Raw genomic sequence first — 14,571 nt, 5'->3', positions numbered from 1 at the left:
GTTCTGTACGTTCTGCGGCTACGGCGACGACGGCTCGTAGTCCTGGCCGAGGACCACCGAGACATCGGCGTTCCCGGACACATCACCCTTGGTGACGGCGTCCGCGGACAGGCCCAGGGTCTTGGCGACCTCGGTGGCGTTCTCCTTGTCAGCGGCGTCGGCGTAGCGGACCTCGGACGTGGCCGCGGCGGATGCCGTGCCGCCCTCCAGGAAGGTGAAGCCGCCGTTCAGCAGCACCACGCGCGCCTTCTCGGTGTTGTCCTTGGCGCCGCTGGCGTTCTGGACGGACACGCGGACGGCGGCGTCCTTGTCGGGGCTCTTGGCGGTGCCGCCGAGGACGTCTTTGACGACACTGGCGCTCGCCTGGGCGCTCAGTGTGCCGTCGGTCCCGACGGGCAGCATGGCGGTCTTGTAGTCGCCGCCCTTGGCGAGTTCGGCGAGCTTGGCGAGGAAGGCGCCGAGGTCCTTGTCGGTCAGCGGCGGCTCGATGATCATGCCGAGCGTCTGCACGGTGACGGTCGCGCCCTCGGTGTCCGAGGTCAGCTTGCGCAGCGTGGCCTGCATGACCTGCCCGAACCGCTCGAGCTGGGCGTTCTGGGCCTCGCCTGAGCCCTGGTACGTGGCGTAGGCGACGGCCATCTTGCCGCTGAGGGTCTGGGCCTTGCCCTTGCGGACGAGGGGCGCGGCACCCTTGGTCTTGGCGTCCGGGTCGGGCACGTCGGCGTTGGTGTCGACCTCGATGTTGCCGACCAGGTCGACGAGGTTCTGCAGATACGGGGTGTCCAGCCGCCAGGTGCCCTGGATCTCGGTGCCGAGGACGGTGTCGATCGCGTCGCGCGTCCCGGAGGAGCCGTCGTCGTCGACCGACTTGGCGAGCGTGGTCGTGCTGCCGTCGTCGCCGGACAGGGCGAGCGAGTTGGGCAGCAGGACGGTGGTGCCCTGCTGGGTGGTGGTGTTGTCGACGAGCAGCGCCGTGGAGGTGCCGCCCTTCTTGGTGTTGTGCAGGTGGACGACGATCACGTCCCGCTTCTGGGCGGCGACCGGTGTGTCGGTGCCGGTCTTGTCGTCCGACGACGACAGTCCGGGCAGCTTTCCGGCGTACCAGAGATAGCCGACGCCGCCGGCCGCGATGAGCGCCAGCACGACCACGAGGGCGATCACGCGCGCGCGTGCCCGCCGCCGGGCCTCCTCGCGACGCTCGGTGCGGTTCTCGGTGAACTTCAGCCAGTCGATGACGTCCTCGGAGTCCTGGTCGGGCTCCTCGACGAAGGCGAACTGCTCGGTGTGGTAGTCCCGGTCGGCCCGGTCCTGGATGCCCGTGTCCTCGACCGGTCCGGCCTGGTGCGGGATGTAGGCGGTCTGCTCGGCGACGCGGGGCTGGTGTCCGCTGGTGGCGGTACGCCCGTACGGGTCGTACGGCGGTGAGTGCGCGCCGGCCTGCTGCTGCTGCGTGCCGGTGCCGTACGGGTCGTAGGAGGGCGTGGGCGGCTGCTGACCGGTGTCGCCGGTGCCGTAGGGGTCGTACGGCGGGACGGGCTGCTGCCGGCCGGTCGCGTACGGGTCGTAGCCGTATCCCTGCTGTGCGTACGGGTCGTACTGCTGCTGGGGCGGCTGTTGCTGCGGGATCTGCCGGTACACCGGCCGCCCGTACTCGTCGTAGCCGACGAGTTCGTACTGGTCGGCGCCGTGCCCTGCGGCCCCCGCGTCGTATCGGTCGTTCACCGGTAGCCCCTCTCGGCTCACTGCCTCACTCGCCGCGGTACAGCTCACGTTTGTCGATGTAGCGCACGACTCCGTCGGGCACCAGATACCAGATGGGGTCTCCCTTCGCGACTCTCGCGCGGCAATCGGTGGACGAGATGGCCAGCGCGGGAACCTCGACCAGCGACACGCCGCCTTCCGGGAGCCCGGCGTCGTCGAGGTGGTGGCCGGGCCGGGTGACGCCGATGAAGTGCGCGAGGGAGAAGAGCTCCTCGGAGTCCCGCCAGGTCAGGATCTGGCCGAGGGCGTCGGCGCCGGTGATGAAGAAGAGGTCGGTGTCCGGGTTGAGCGCGCGTAGATCGCGCAGGGTGTCCACCGTGTACGTCGGGCCGCCGCGGTCGATGTCGATGCGGCTGACGGAGAACTGCGGGTTCTCGGCAGTGGCGATGACCGTCATCAGATAGCGGTCCTCGGCCGGGGAGACGTGCCGGTGGCTCTTCTGCCAGGGCTGGCCGGTGGGCACGAACACGACTTCGTCGAGGTGGAACGTCGCGGCGACCTCGCTGGCCGCGACGAGGTGGCCGTGGTGGATCGGGTCGAACGTTCCGCCCATGACGCCGAGGCGGCGCTTGCCGCCGTTCGACGGGCCGTTTCCGGGGCCGGTAGGCATGTCCTGCTCTCCCATGCGTGCAGACCCTACCGGCCCCGCCTGAGAACTCCGGCCGACAGCTGTCCGGGCGGAGCGGTAGGGGCCTCGCAGGCGCTCAGCGGTCGCGGTTGAAGCGGGTCGTGATCCACAGCAGCAGCATGAGGATGATGAACGCGCCACCGCCGGTGGCCAGGGCGCTGATGCTGTCGTGGTTGCCGCCGTGCTCCTCGCCCTCGGCGGCGAGGGTGACCAATTGGGCAGCGGCGCTGTGGAAGCTCATCTTCGGCGTGACCTATCGGGTGTGGGCGGGATAAAGATGTCGGCCCATCGTAAGCGGGCGCCATGACGGCGATCACGCCGACTCCACCGTCGGGGCGCCCGGGACGAACCGTGGGGAACCTTCCCGCGGGCTCATTCGTCCTTCCGCCTGTAGCCCCGCAACAGGAACCACGCGGTCAGCACACAGCCCACGACCATCACGATCAGCACGACCCGGAGCAGATTCCCCGCCCCCTGCTGCCCGGCCGCGCTCGCGGCCTCGGTGAGCCAGGCGGCGGTGGGGTTGTGCTCCATGGCGCGGAACTCCTTCGCTGTAGTGCCCGTCCACGGTAACTCCGCCTAGGCTGGGCTCTGCTTCGGGGGCGCAAAGGGCGGAACAAGGCTCCGCAAAGGGCCGGCACAGAGCCATCCACACGCACATGGGGGAAGACATGTCCGACGGCCACGAGCACAACGGGCACGAGAACGTACCGAGCAGGCAGCGCAGGCGTTTCCCGGAGATCTCCTCGCGCGCCTACGAGCACCCGGCCGACCGCTCGGCCCTGGTGGCCCTGCGCAAGCTCAGCGGCTTCGACACCGTCTTCAAGGCGCTGAGCGGCCTGCTGCCCGAGCGCAGCCTCAGGCTGCTGTTCCTGTCCGACTCGGTGCGGGTGTCGGACCAGCAGTTCGCGCACCTCAACGACATGCTGCGGGACGCCTGTTACATCCTGGACCTGGAGAAGGTCCCGCCGATGTACGTCAACCAGGACCCGGTGCCCAACGCGATGTGCATCGGCCTGGACGAGCCGATCATCGTCGTCACGACCGGCCTGGTGGAGCTCCTCGACGAGGAGGAGATGCGGGCGGTGGTCGGCCACGAGGTGGGCCACGCCCTCTCCGGCCACTCGGTGTACCGCACGATCCTGCTGTTCCTGACCAGCCTCGCCGTCCGGGTCGCCTGGATCCCGCTGGGCAACATCGCGATCATGGCGATCGTGACGGCGCTGCGGGAGTGGTTCCGCAAGTCGGAGCTCTCCGCCGACCGGGCCGGCCTGCTGGTCGGCCAGGACCTCCAGGCCTCGATGCGCGGCCTCATGAAGCTGGCGGGCGGCCACCACCTCCACCAGATGAACGTGGACGCCTTCCTGAAGCAGGCCGAGGAGTACGAGGCGGGCGGCGACCTGCGCGACTCGGTGCTGAAGATCCTGAACGTCCTGCCCCGCTCGCACCCGTTCACCACGGTCCGCGCGGCCGAGCTGAAGAAGTGGGCCGAGTCCCGCGACCACCAGCGGATCATGGACGGCCACTACCCGCGCCGCACCGAGGACAAGGACACGTCGGTCACCGACTCCTTCCGCGACTCGGCGTCCCACTACGCCGACCACGTGAAGTCCTCCAAGGACCCCCTGATGAAGCTGGTCACGGACATCGCCGGCGGCGCGGGCGACCTGGGCAGCCGGGTACGCCGCGGCTTCGGCGGCTTCACGAGCGCGCCCCCGAAGGACGAGCCGAGGCGGGAGGACGGGGACGGCCAAGGGTCGGGCAACTGATGTGCAGCCGGCGGGGGCGGCCGCATTTTTCAGCGGCTCCGCCGCGGGCCCTCCGGCTCACACCTTCGGCTGGGAACCCGCCGCCAACGACCCGCAAAGCGCCGTAGCCCCACCCGTGGCATAGGGGTCGGTCCCCGCCGGACCGCCCTCCTTCGCCGTCTCCCCCGCCAGCAACGGATGCAGCCGGTCCGTCGAGTCGTCGGCACAGGACAGCGGCCCGGCCTGGACGTAGGACACGACCAGCTGCGCCTGATGCAGCCGCAGGTCCTCCCGGTCGAACCGGAAGTGCAGCTCACGCCGGACGGTGAACAGCGACGCCTCGGCCGCCTTCTCCCCGGCCTCCACCGGCCGCAGGGCGTACACGAACGTATGGTCCGCCGTGACCTCCAGGGTGGAGGAGTCGGTCTCGGCGGCCTGGAGGGTGCCCTGGACCCGGATCTGGCGATCGGCCAGCTCGGCCTGCGAGGGGTCGAAGCGAACCAGCCACCCGGTCGGCGCGTGCCGCCCGTCGGCGGTCGGCTGCCGGAAGCTCTGGTCGAACTGGTCCAGTTGATCGGGATCGAGCAGCACCCGGACCGGCCGGACCTGGTCTCCGGTGAGCACCTCGGGATAGAGCGCCGACCGCACGATGTAGTCCTTCGCGATGCTCAGCGCGTTGGTCACCTGACTGTCCGAGAAGTGCGCCGTCCGCCGCGCGGCGGGAAGCGGAATGCCCTCCGCGCCGATGCGGAACTGCGCGGCGGGGCTCTGCGCGTACAGGTGCTCGGTGTCGGTCGTCCCGGGCACCTCGCCCTGCGGGGCGAGCGGGATGACGGTCATCCGCAGGGGCTCGGCCGGCGGCCCGGAACCGGCGGGGCTCTGGTAGGGGTGCCGTACACCCATATAGATCGCCGTACCGAAGGCCACGGCGATCAGGAGGACGAGGATCAGTGCCTGCCGGGACATGCCCCGGCGCATGGGTGGACGGCGGCGTACCGCGGGCGCGTGGTCGCTCAGGCGCTCCTGCGCGGAGAACTCCTGGAGGCGGGCAGCGCGCACGAACGACTCGTCGAACACGACGGATCGGTACTCGTCCTCTCCACCTCCGGGGCCGCCCTCGGGTGTCCCCTCAGGTGGGTCTCCAGGCCCTCCCATATCTTCAGGGTAGGTCGCGGGGGGCTCGGGTAAACGCCCTGGTACACGACAAGTTCTGACAGGTTCTCACCAGGACGGTCGGGCGGCTCTCAGTAGCGTTCAGGCCCTCGACCAGGTCCGATCAGGGCGTGCGCGGGGTCGCCGAGATGGCCGGCTGGGAGTGATCGGCGGAGACGGAGGGAGAGGCTCCGCTGCCCTGTTCCAGCCCGGTGGACGCGGGTGGCGGGACCTGGTCCCGGCTGCTGGAGGAGGCGCCGCGGTAGACCGCCGTGAAGGCCAGCGCGACCATGCCGATGCCCATCACGAGGGCGAGGATCCAGGCGACGGGACGATGCCAGCGGACCTGCTTGCCGTAGGTGCCCGGGGCGCCGTAACGGCCCTCGAGGATGTCCGTGTCGTCCAGATCGTCCAGCTCGGGATCATGGCCGAATCCGGCGCGGCCGTCGGCGCCGTACCCGTCGTCGTACCGCTCGCCCCGGCCGTGTGCCCGGCGTGCTTCCGCCTCGGAGGCCTCCGCTCTCGCCTGGGCGGCGGCCAGGAGGCGTTCCACGGCGGTCGGCTCGTGCACCACGGCCGCCCGTACGAAGGCCTCGTCGAAGACCACGGAGGCGAACTCTTCGTCCGACACCCCGCGGTCGTGGTCGTCGTCGGGCTCCCAGCCGTCAGGGAACGGCGTGCCCCCCACGTCCTCCGGCACGGCTCCAGAGTAGTCCTGGGGGGTCAATTTGGGCAGACGGTATGGAAATTCATCCGCCCTGTGAGACACCCCTCGTGCGGCAAGGAGGCAGCCCGGGGGCGCGTGTCGGGCGCATATGCCCTGGCCGCGCGCCACGCGCCCCAGAGCCGGCCCACGCGCCCCGCCGACTCGAATCCGGCGCGATTCAGCGCCGTACGTGCCCGTCCCCGGTGACGATGTACTTCGTGCTGGTCAGCTCCGGCAGCCCCATCGGGCCCCGGGCGTGCAGCTTCTGGGTGGAGATGCCGATCTCCGCGCCGAAGCCGAACTGGCCGCCGTCGGTGAAGCGGGTGGAGGCGTTCACCGCGACCGTGGTGGAGTCGACCAGCTGGGTGAAGCGGCGGGCGGCCTGCTGGGAGGTCGTGACGATGGCCTCGGTGTGGCCGGAGGTCCACAGCCGGATGTGCTCGACGGCCTTGTCCAGTGAGTCCACGACCGCGGCGGCGATGTCGTACGACAGGTACTCGGTCTCCCAGTCCTCCGCCGTGGCCTCGACGACGGTCGCCTTGGAGTCCTTGGCGTACGCCAGCACCCTTTCGTCGGCGTGCACGGTCACGCCGGCCTCCGCGAGGGCGTCCAGGGCGCGCGGCAGGAACACGGGAGCGATGTCCTGGTGGACCAGGAGGGTCTCGGCGGCGTTGCAGACGCTGACGCGGTGGGCCTTGGAGTTGATCAGGATCTCGATGGCCATGTCGAGGTCGGCGTGGGCGTCGACGTAGACGTGGCAGTTGCCGGTGCCGGTCTCGATGACGGGGACGATCGACTCCGACACGACGGTCTGGATCAGCGAGGCGCCACCGCGCGGGATCAGCACGTCGACCAGGCCGCGGGCCCGCATCAGCTCGCGCACACTCTCGCGGCTCTCCCCGGGCACCAGCTGCACGGCGTCGGCGGGCAGCCCGGCCCCGCCCACGGCGTCACGGATCACCCGGACCAGGGCCATGTTCGACTCGTACGCCGAGGCCGAGCCGCGCAGCAGCACGGCGTTGCCGGACTTCAGACAGAGAGCGGCGGCGTCCACGGTGACGTTCGGGCGGGCCTCGTAGATGATCCCGACGACGCCCAGCGGGACGCGGACCTGCCGCAGGTCGATGCCGTTGGGGAGGGTGGAGCCGCGCACGACCTCGCCGACCGGGTCGGGCAGTGCGACGACGTCCCGGACGTCGGAGGCGATGGCCCGCACGCGCTCCGGCGTGAGCGTCAGCCGGTCGATGATCGCCTCGCTTGTGCCGGCCTCGCGGGCCTTGGCGATGTCCTTGGCGTTGGCCTCGACGATTTCGCTCGTACGGACCTCCAGGGCGTCCGCGATGGCGAGCAGCGCGTCGTCCTTCTCGGCCCGCGGCAGCGGGGCGAGGTCGGCGGCGGCGGCCTTGGCGCGGTAGGCGGCCTGGGTGACCGGGGACATGGAGTCGTACGGCGAGAGCGTGGTCATGAAAGAAGGGTAGTGCGCTCGCGAGGCCGGTCCATCGCTCGTTCCAAACCCCGAGACGCCACCGAAACGCTCCCCTCGCCCTCTTTTGCCCCCCAAGCGCCGCAACCATCAATTGAGGAACCACGACGGCGGGCAACCCGGGTCCGCGAGAGCGGCGCCGGCTTAGGCGCACTAGTAAGGGTGGACACCCACGGGCGTCGCCGGTGGCGGTCCGTAGCCCTCCGCGATGCGCTGGTGGTAGGTCTCCCGGTCGATGACCTCCAGGCCGACGATCTCCCAGGGCGGCAGTCCCGCGCTCTGCCGGTGCTCGCCCCACAGTCGCAGGGCCACGGCGGCCGCGTCGTGCAGGTCCCGGGCCTCTTCCCAGTAGCGGATCTCGGCGTGGTCGTTGGCGTACCTGCTGGTCAGCAGAAAGGGGTGGTCGTGGGCAAGCTGTTCGAGAGCGCGCCGCACCTCCTTCAGCGGGGCCTCCCGGCCGGAGACGCTCAGGGTGACGTGCCACAGGCGGGGCAGGTCCTTGGGCTCCTCGTACCGGTCGCCGGCCGCGACGCTCGTCAAGGCGCGCTCCTCACCGGCCGCATGGGACGAGGCCCCTCCGGCACCGCGGGACGCCGTCCCAGGGCGCACTCGTCTCACGACGGCCTCCTTTACGCAGTGACCGAACCGGCTCGTGCGGAATGTGTCCCTGAGACAAAGTTGAGCAGGCCGGGGGCGTTCGCGGGGCGATTTTGCGGAACGTGGACCTCAACGTCCACCTCAGGGCGACTTCGACAGCAGGGCGTTCCCCCCGTTTTCGGCCCATGGCCGGCTGCTCTCAGGGCTGCAGGATCACCAGGTCGTCCCGGTGAACGACCTCCCGCTCGTACTCCGCCCCCAGCTCCCGCGCCAGCTCCCGCGTCGACCGCCCGAGCAGCTGCGGGATCTCCTTGGCGTCGAAGTTGACGAGCCCGCGTGCGACCGCGTGCCCCGCGCCGTCGCGCAGCTCGACCGGGTCGCCCGCGCTGAACTCGCCCTCGACAGCGGCGATTCCGGCCGGCAGGAGCGACATACGGCGCTCCACGACCGCCCGTACGGCGCCGTCGTCCAGCGTCAGCGAACCCTGCGGTGTGGAGGCGTGCTGCAGCCACAGCAGCCGGTCGGCGGAGCGCCTGCCGGTGGCGTGGAAGTAGGTGCCGGTGTCGCCGCCGTGCAGCGCCTCGGCGGCGTGGATCGCGCTGGTGAGGACGACCGGGATGCCGGCGGCGGCCGCGATCCGGGCCGCCTCGACCTTGGTGACCATGCCGCCGGTGCCGACTCCTGCCTTGCCGGCGCTGCCGATCTCCACCTCCGCCAGGTCCTCGGGTCCCCGCACCTCCGCTATCCGCGAGGTCCCCGGCTTGCGGGGGTCGCCGTCGTACACGCCGTCCACGTCGGACAGCAGCACCAGCAGATCCGCCCGTACGAGATGGGCGACCAGGGCGGCGAGCCGGTCGTTGTCGCCGAAGCGGATCTCGTCCGTGGCGACGGTGTCGTTCTCGTTGACGATCGGGAACGCGCCCATGGCGAGCAGCTTGTCGAGGGTGCGGGAGGCGTTGCGGTGGTGGGCGCGGCGGCTCATGTCGTCGCTGGTCAGCAGGACCTGCCCGACGCGGACGCCGTAGCGGGCGAAGGAGGCGGTGTAGCGGGCCACGAGCAGGCCCTGGCCGACGCTGGCGGCGGCCTGCTGGCGGGCCAGGTCCTTGGGGCGTCGGCGCAGGCCCAGCGGGGCGAGTCCGGCCGCGATGGCGCCGGAGGAGACGAGGACGACCTCCTTCTCCCCACCGCTGCGGCTCTTGGCGAGCACGTCGACGAGCGCGTCCACGCGATCGGCGTCCAGGCCGCCCGACGCGGTGGTCAGCGACGAGGAGCCCACCTTGACGACGACCCTGCGGGCTTCGCGCACACCCTGCCTTGCCCCTGCCACCTGTGCTCTTTCCCCTCGCGTGCATCCGGTTCCGTGCTCGGCAATCTACGCGAAGCGGATCGTGTGGCGCGCGGCGATTCCAGCCTCCGGACAGGCGAGCGGTAACTGTTTGCTCACAGGTCGCATACGGCAAAAAGGTTGCGTTGGTTGCCTATAGAAAACAACGACAGGGCAAACTTATGTTGAATGCCGTGTCACACAATGCCCACCATGGTCAGCGCGGCAAGCGCATCCTGCTCCGCTCGGGTAAGAGCCCCTACGACGTCGTTCCCGTGGAGGAGGCCCTCCACCGGGACGTCATCGCCACCAACGCCGGCAACCTGATCTTCAGCGACGCCACCCACAAGATCCTCGAGACACCGCACACCGAGGTCGTCTCGAACGGCATCCGTACCGATGTGTCGGCGGCGGGCCGGATCAACGAGGAGTTCGACGCGTTCGTCGTCCCGCTCGCCAATGCGTTCCGGCCGTCTTTCGAGGCGCAGTTGAAGCGGCTGACGCGGCTGATCGGCAAGCTGAGGATCCCGGTGGTCGTGGTGGGGGTCGGCGCACAGGCCGGGCTCGGCTACAACCCGGCGCGGCTGAAGCCCATCGAGCCCGCCGTGCGCGAGTTCGTCTCCGCCGTGCTCGACCGCAGCGCCTCCATCGGTGTCCGCGGCGAGTTCACCGAGAAGTACCTCAAGGATCTGGGCTTCCGGGACGTCGAGGTCATCGGCTGCCCCTCGCTCTTCATGTACGGCAAGGAACTCACCGTCACCAAGCGGGAACCCGCCCTCGGCGCCGGCTCCCGGATCGCGGTCAACGGCTCGCACAGCGCGGTGCGGTCGCAGGGCCTGGACCGGGTCATCACCCGCGCCCACGCCCGCTACCCGTACCTGCGCTTCATCGGCCAGAACCTCAGCGACGCACGGCAGTTGCACTGGCGGGACCTGTCCGACCCGAACGGTCTGGTGACGGCGATGCCGACACACCCCGAGCACCCGATGTACCGGGAGGACAAGGTCCGCGTCTACATCGATCCGGTCACCTGGATCGACGACCTGCGCGCGTTCGACTTCTCCTTCGGCTCCCGCATCCACGGCAACATAGCCGCCCTGCTCGCGGGCACACCGGCGACGGTGCTGTGCGGCGACTCGCGCACGCTGGAGCTGTGCCGCTACTTCGACATCCCGCACCGCCGGATCGACAGGCTGCCCGAGGACCTGGACCCGGCGTCGCTGTACGAGGAGGCCGACTTCGGCGCCCTGATGAGCGGCCACCAGGAGCGGTTCGAGCGGTTCACGGCGTTCCTGGAGGGCAACGGCCTCAGCAACACGTTCACACACGGCGACGGCGGCGCCGCCTTCGAGCAGCGCATGCGGTCACTGTCCTTCCCGGCGGGCATCCGCCCCTGGAACGACGCCGACCTCGCCTCGCTCACCACCCGGTTCGGCTGGCTGCAGAGCCGTATCTCCGAACTCGCCACGGACAACGACCGGTTGAGACGGGAGCTGGCCCGCACCGGCAAGGCGGGCACGGCCCTTCCGGCGGCGTCCGTCTACCGACGGGCCCGCCGCGTGGTGGGCGGCCCGATCCGCCGGGCGCTGCAGTCGGGACGCTAGGCCCTGCCGTCTGGATCATCCCGGCATAGGCCTGGAACTCCCGCGCTTCAGGTCACTCCAAACCCTACGGACACTCGCGTGTCGTCCGGAGGTCGGCGTGCGTTAACCCGGACGCACGACGTCCCCGCCGACCTTGGAGTGACCGCAGTTGCCCACACCCCTGTCCCGCCTCCCGGTGCGAGCGCTTGTCACGGCTCTGCTGGCCGCCGCCTTCGGCGCCCAGGCCGTGGCGGCGCTGCGCCCGCACGTCCCGCTGCTGATCGCGGCGACCATCGCCTCGCTGGCCGTCGAGGGCGTGCTGTACCGCTGGCACCGCGGCATGCTGTCGCTGTTCGCCAAGTCGCACGCGGACATCACCGTGCGGCATGTGCTGCGGGACCTGCTGCTGGTCGTGGCCCTGCTGCGGCTCGGCGAGCAGCACCGGGAGACGGTGTACACGCCGCTGGTCGCGGGCCTGCTCGCCTTCTACGCCCTGAACTGCGCGATCCAGGCGGTCTCCGTCCTGGTCCGCCGCACCCGTACCCTGCCCGTGGTCACCCGCAACATCGACGCCTCCGCCCTGCGCCTGACCCCCGCCCCGCGGCTCCTGCTGCGCCGCCCCGGTGACCGCCTGCCGGCCTTCGGCCTCCCGGCCACCGTGGGCCTGCTGGCCACGGCTGCCACCGACGACCCCCGCTGCGCGGCCCTCGGCATCGCGCTGTCCCTCGGGCTCGCCCTGGTGGGCCTGTACGACCTTCTCGTACGGCTGCTGCCGAGCCGTCGCCCGGCGAGCGAGCGGGAGACGCTGGCCTGGCTGGACGCCTGGCTGGCCGAGTACCGGCCGACGGTCGGGCTGTACTTCTCCGGCGGCGCGTCCTCCGCCTACCAGGCGAACATGTGGCTGGAGCCGCTCGCCCAGCTGGACGGGCGTCCGCTGATCGTGCTGCGCGAACGGTTCATGGTGCAGAAGATCGGGCCGACGGACGTGCCGATCCTGTGCCTGCCGAAGGTCTCCACCTTGATGCGCCTGGAGCAGTCCACGCTCCAGGTCCTCATCCACCCCTCCAACTCCGGCAAGACCTCCCAGGTCCTGCGCATCCCCACGCTCAAGCACACCTTCGTCAACCACGGGGAGAGCGACAAGCTGTCGTCCTGCAACCCGTACGCGAAGGCCTACGACGAGGTGTGGGTGGCCGGTCCCGCGGCCCGGGAGCGGTATGCGGCGGCCGAGGTCGGCGTCGAGGACAAGGACGTGGTGGAGATCGGCCGCCCTCAGCTGGACACCGTACGGCCGTACGCAGGCGCGCCGACCGGTACGTACACGACCGTTCTGTACGCGCCGACCTGGGAGGGCTGGGACGGCAACCCCGGCAACACCTCGGTGATCGAGGCCGGCGAGAACCTCGTACGGGCGCTGCTCGCGGACCCGGGCGTACGGCTGCTGTACAAGCCGCATCCGCTGACCGGGTCGGTGGATCCGCGGGCCGGGGCGGCCGATCTGCGCATCCGGGAGCTGATCAGGGCGGCGAACCGGGAGCGGACGGACGAGCGGCCCGGCGACAGCGGTGAACTCGCCCGTCGGACGAAGGAGTTGGACCGGCTCACCACGACGACCGTCCGGGCGAGCGCCGACCTGCTCGAGCGGATGATGTACCAGTCGGCGCCGGAGCCGGGGCGGGCGGAGGCGGTGGCGCGGGCCACGGCGGCCTGGGAGGAGGCGTACTGGGCCTCACTTCCGGAGGGGGAGCACCAGGTCTTCACGGACGTGCGGCCCACGCTGTACGCCTGCTTCAACGAGGCCGACCTGCTGATCAGCGATGTGTCGAGCGTGATCAGCGACTTCCTGGCGAGCGGCAAGCCGTACGGCGTGGCGAACACCAGCGGCCTCGCGGAGGACGTGTTCCGCAAGGCCTTCCCGACCGTGCGCGCGGCGACCGTGCTGACGCCGGACGCGGCCGGGGTGCCGGAGTTGCTGGACGCGGTGCGGCACCCCGAGAAGGACGAACTGGTTCAGGCCCGCGCGGAGTTGAAGCGGCACCTGCTGGGACCGGACGAGCCGGCGTCGCAGGTGCGCTTCAACGAGGCCGTACAGGCGCTGTGCACGGCGGCGCGGGAGCACCGGGCGCGGATGGAGGAGCGGCTGGCCGCCGAAGTCCTCGCGGAGATCCCGGACCAGCGCGGCTGCGTCACGCCGCAGCAGCCCGCCCGCCCGGCGTAGCCCCGCGCGAAGCCTTCAGCACCCGGCGCGCCTTGCGCACCGCCCGCCGCAGGAACGAGTCCACGCCGCCCTCCCGGTATCCGGGGAAGGCGCGGGCCTCGCGCGGTTCGGCGAGGTACACGGAGTCGGGTATCCCCGCGGCGGCGTCCCTGAAGTGCGGGTAGGCGAGGTAGAGACGGCGGCCCTTCTTCTCCAGGAGGGCCGCCGCCTGCTTCTTGGCCTTGATGAACTCCACCACGGGCAGGAGGAGTTCGGGACGCTGTTCGGCGACCAGGTGCAGGCGCAGCCGCTCGTCGACCTTGAGGCGGCGGGCGATGTCCGGGGTCCAGTAGGCGTCCATGAGGGGCTTGGCCAGTTCGAGCTTGTGCTGCCGGACTTTCTCGCTGTCCTTGGCGTACTTGGGCCCGAACTGCGGCAGCAGGGTGATGAGGAAGGGGCGGACCATGAGCAGGTCGCGGCGGTCACCCGCGGGGACGTGCTCGGCTATCAGGTTCATCAGGGCGCGCGCCGAGTCGAAGCGCAGGGTGTATCCGCCGGTCTTCGTCACGTGCTTGCCGTCGTCGCGGCCGACCAGGTAGTAGCAGGTGTGGTCGGCGATCACGGAGACGCCGTTCGCCCGCAGATAGGCCTCCATCGTGAACAGCGCGTCCTCGCCGGTCCACAGGGACTCGTCGAAGCGCATGTTGTGCCGGGTGAGCAGCTCGCGGCGGAAGAGCTTCTGCGCGCTCAGCGTGAACTTGATGTTGGAGGAGAAGACGTCGGTCCGGTCCAGCGTCTTGCCCCACATCGACTTGGGCGCGGTGCGGTTGACGCCCTCGACGCGGCCGAGTACCACGTCGGTGCCGTTCTTGTCGGCCATCGCGACCATGCGCTCCAGGGCCTCGGGACCCAGCCGGTCGTCGGCGTCCAGGAAGAAGACGTAACGCCCGGCCGCCTTGCCCAGACCGACGTTGCGCGGACCGCTGGGGCCCCCGGAGTTCTCCTGCCGGACCACGGTCACCGGCATGGGCACACGGGCGGCGAACTCCTCCAGGCACTCCCCCGTGCCGTCCGTGGAGCCGTCGTCGACGGCGATGACCTCGATGCGCTCCGGGTCGATGGTCTGTGCCTCGACGGATGCCAGGCACTCGACCAGATACGGCATCGCTTCGTACGCCCCGATGATCACAGTCACATCAGGCTGCGTGACGGTCACGTTTCCCCCTTGTCAACGGGATATTTCCCCCGTATCGCCTCATTCGCTACCTGGTAGACGACTGGGCGATGGAAGCGGTTGCCTCACAACCGTGGTTTGGTGAGTCAGATCACACGAGGCAACTGACATGGAGTCACGCTGTCCGGGCAACGTAAGAGGCCCGCAAGAAGCGGGCA

General features: G+C 70.4%; 13 protein-coding genes. 3 read left to right on the top strand and 10 right to left on the bottom strand.

Annotated features, from left to right (window positions below):
• Positions 1-18 precede the first annotated feature (18 nt).
• From IF78_RS0114065 to IF78_RS48875, 4 genes are all read right to left on the bottom strand, one after another.
• On the bottom strand, positions 19-1,722 hold the full coding sequence (locus tag IF78_RS0114065) for an LCP family protein (RefSeq protein WP_031476886.1): 1,704 nt from the start codon (positions 1,720-1,722) through the stop codon (positions 19-21).
• 25 nt (positions 1,723-1,747) lie between these two features.
• Entirely contained in the window at positions 1,748-2,386 is a 639-nt protein-coding gene (gene nadD / locus IF78_RS0114060) for a nicotinate-nucleotide adenylyltransferase (RefSeq protein WP_031476885.1), read from the bottom strand.
• A 79-nt stretch (positions 2,387-2,465) separates the two neighbouring features.
• A complete protein-coding gene (locus tag IF78_RS48880) occupies positions 2,466-2,630 on the bottom strand; it encodes a hypothetical protein (RefSeq protein ID WP_031476884.1) in 165 nt (54 codons plus the stop codon).
• 131 nt (positions 2,631-2,761) lie between these two features.
• Positions 2,762-2,923: a hypothetical protein gene (locus IF78_RS48875; RefSeq protein WP_031476883.1), complete on the bottom strand. Its 162-nt coding sequence runs from the start codon at positions 2,921-2,923 to the stop codon at positions 2,762-2,764.
• Between the two features lie 125 nt (positions 2,924-3,048).
• Between IF78_RS48875 and IF78_RS0114045 the strand changes: the two genes are divergently transcribed.
• Positions 3,049-4,158 (top strand): M48 family metallopeptidase, encoded by a 1,110-nt coding sequence (locus tag IF78_RS0114045; protein WP_031476882.1) that lies wholly within the window; start codon positions 3,049-3,051, stop codon positions 4,156-4,158.
• 57 nt (positions 4,159-4,215) lie between these two features.
• On the opposite strand, the gene IF78_RS0114040 is transcribed toward IF78_RS0114045, so the two are convergent.
• The 5 genes from IF78_RS0114040 to proB all read right to left on the bottom strand — a co-directional run bounded on the left by IF78_RS0114040 (position 4,216) and on the right by proB (position 9,381).
• Positions 4,216-5,292, bottom strand: a complete 1,077-nt coding sequence (locus IF78_RS0114040; RefSeq protein WP_031476881.1) for an SCO2583 family membrane protein — start codon at positions 5,290-5,292, stop codon at positions 4,216-4,218.
• Between the two features lie 121 nt (positions 5,293-5,413).
• Positions 5,414-5,989, bottom strand: a complete 576-nt coding sequence (locus IF78_RS0114035) for an SCO2584 family spore wall biosynthesis protein (RefSeq protein ID WP_031476880.1) — start codon at positions 5,987-5,989, stop codon at positions 5,414-5,416.
• A gap of 184 nt (positions 5,990-6,173) precedes the next feature.
• Positions 6,174-7,460 carry a glutamate-5-semialdehyde dehydrogenase gene (locus tag IF78_RS0114030; protein WP_031476879.1) on the bottom strand — a complete coding sequence of 429 codons (1,287 nt, stop codon included), beginning with the start codon at positions 7,458-7,460 and terminating at the stop codon, positions 6,174-6,176.
• A gap of 171 nt (positions 7,461-7,631) precedes the next feature.
• The gene (locus tag IF78_RS0114025; RefSeq protein ID WP_037640421.1) at positions 7,632-8,096 is read right to left on the bottom strand and encodes a hypothetical protein; all 465 of its coding nucleotides are present in this window, start codon (positions 8,094-8,096) and stop codon (positions 7,632-7,634) included.
• 178 nt (positions 8,097-8,274) lie between these two features.
• A complete protein-coding gene (gene proB, locus IF78_RS0114020) occupies positions 8,275-9,381 on the bottom strand; it encodes a glutamate 5-kinase (protein WP_031476877.1) in 1,107 nt (368 codons plus the stop codon).
• 200 nt (positions 9,382-9,581) lie between these two features.
• Between proB and IF78_RS0114015 the strand changes: the two genes are divergently transcribed.
• Positions 9,582-11,003 (top strand): polysaccharide pyruvyl transferase family protein, encoded by a 1,422-nt coding sequence (locus IF78_RS0114015; RefSeq protein ID WP_051827821.1) that lies wholly within the window; start codon positions 9,582-9,584, stop codon positions 11,001-11,003.
• 148 nt (positions 11,004-11,151) lie between these two features.
• Positions 11,152-13,200: a hypothetical protein gene (locus IF78_RS0114010; protein ID WP_031476875.1), complete on the top strand. Its 2,049-nt coding sequence runs from the start codon at positions 11,152-11,154 to the stop codon at positions 13,198-13,200.
• Here the strand turns inward: IF78_RS0114010 and IF78_RS0114005 are convergent.
• The gene (locus tag IF78_RS0114005; RefSeq protein WP_031476874.1) at positions 13,169-14,395 is read right to left on the bottom strand and encodes a glycosyltransferase family 2 protein; all 1,227 of its coding nucleotides are present in this window, start codon (positions 14,393-14,395) and stop codon (positions 13,169-13,171) included. The two genes, IF78_RS0114010 and IF78_RS0114005, sit on opposite strands and share 32 nt — an antisense overlap.
• Positions 14,396-14,571 lie beyond the last annotated feature (176 nt).

It is taken from the genome of Streptomyces bicolor (assembly GCF_000719285.1).
GTDB lineage: Bacteria > Actinomycetota > Actinomycetes > Streptomycetales > Streptomycetaceae > Streptomyces > Streptomyces bicolor.
Note: the sequence above shows the minus strand (reverse complement) of the source record. Positions and strands in the feature narration are given on the sequence as shown.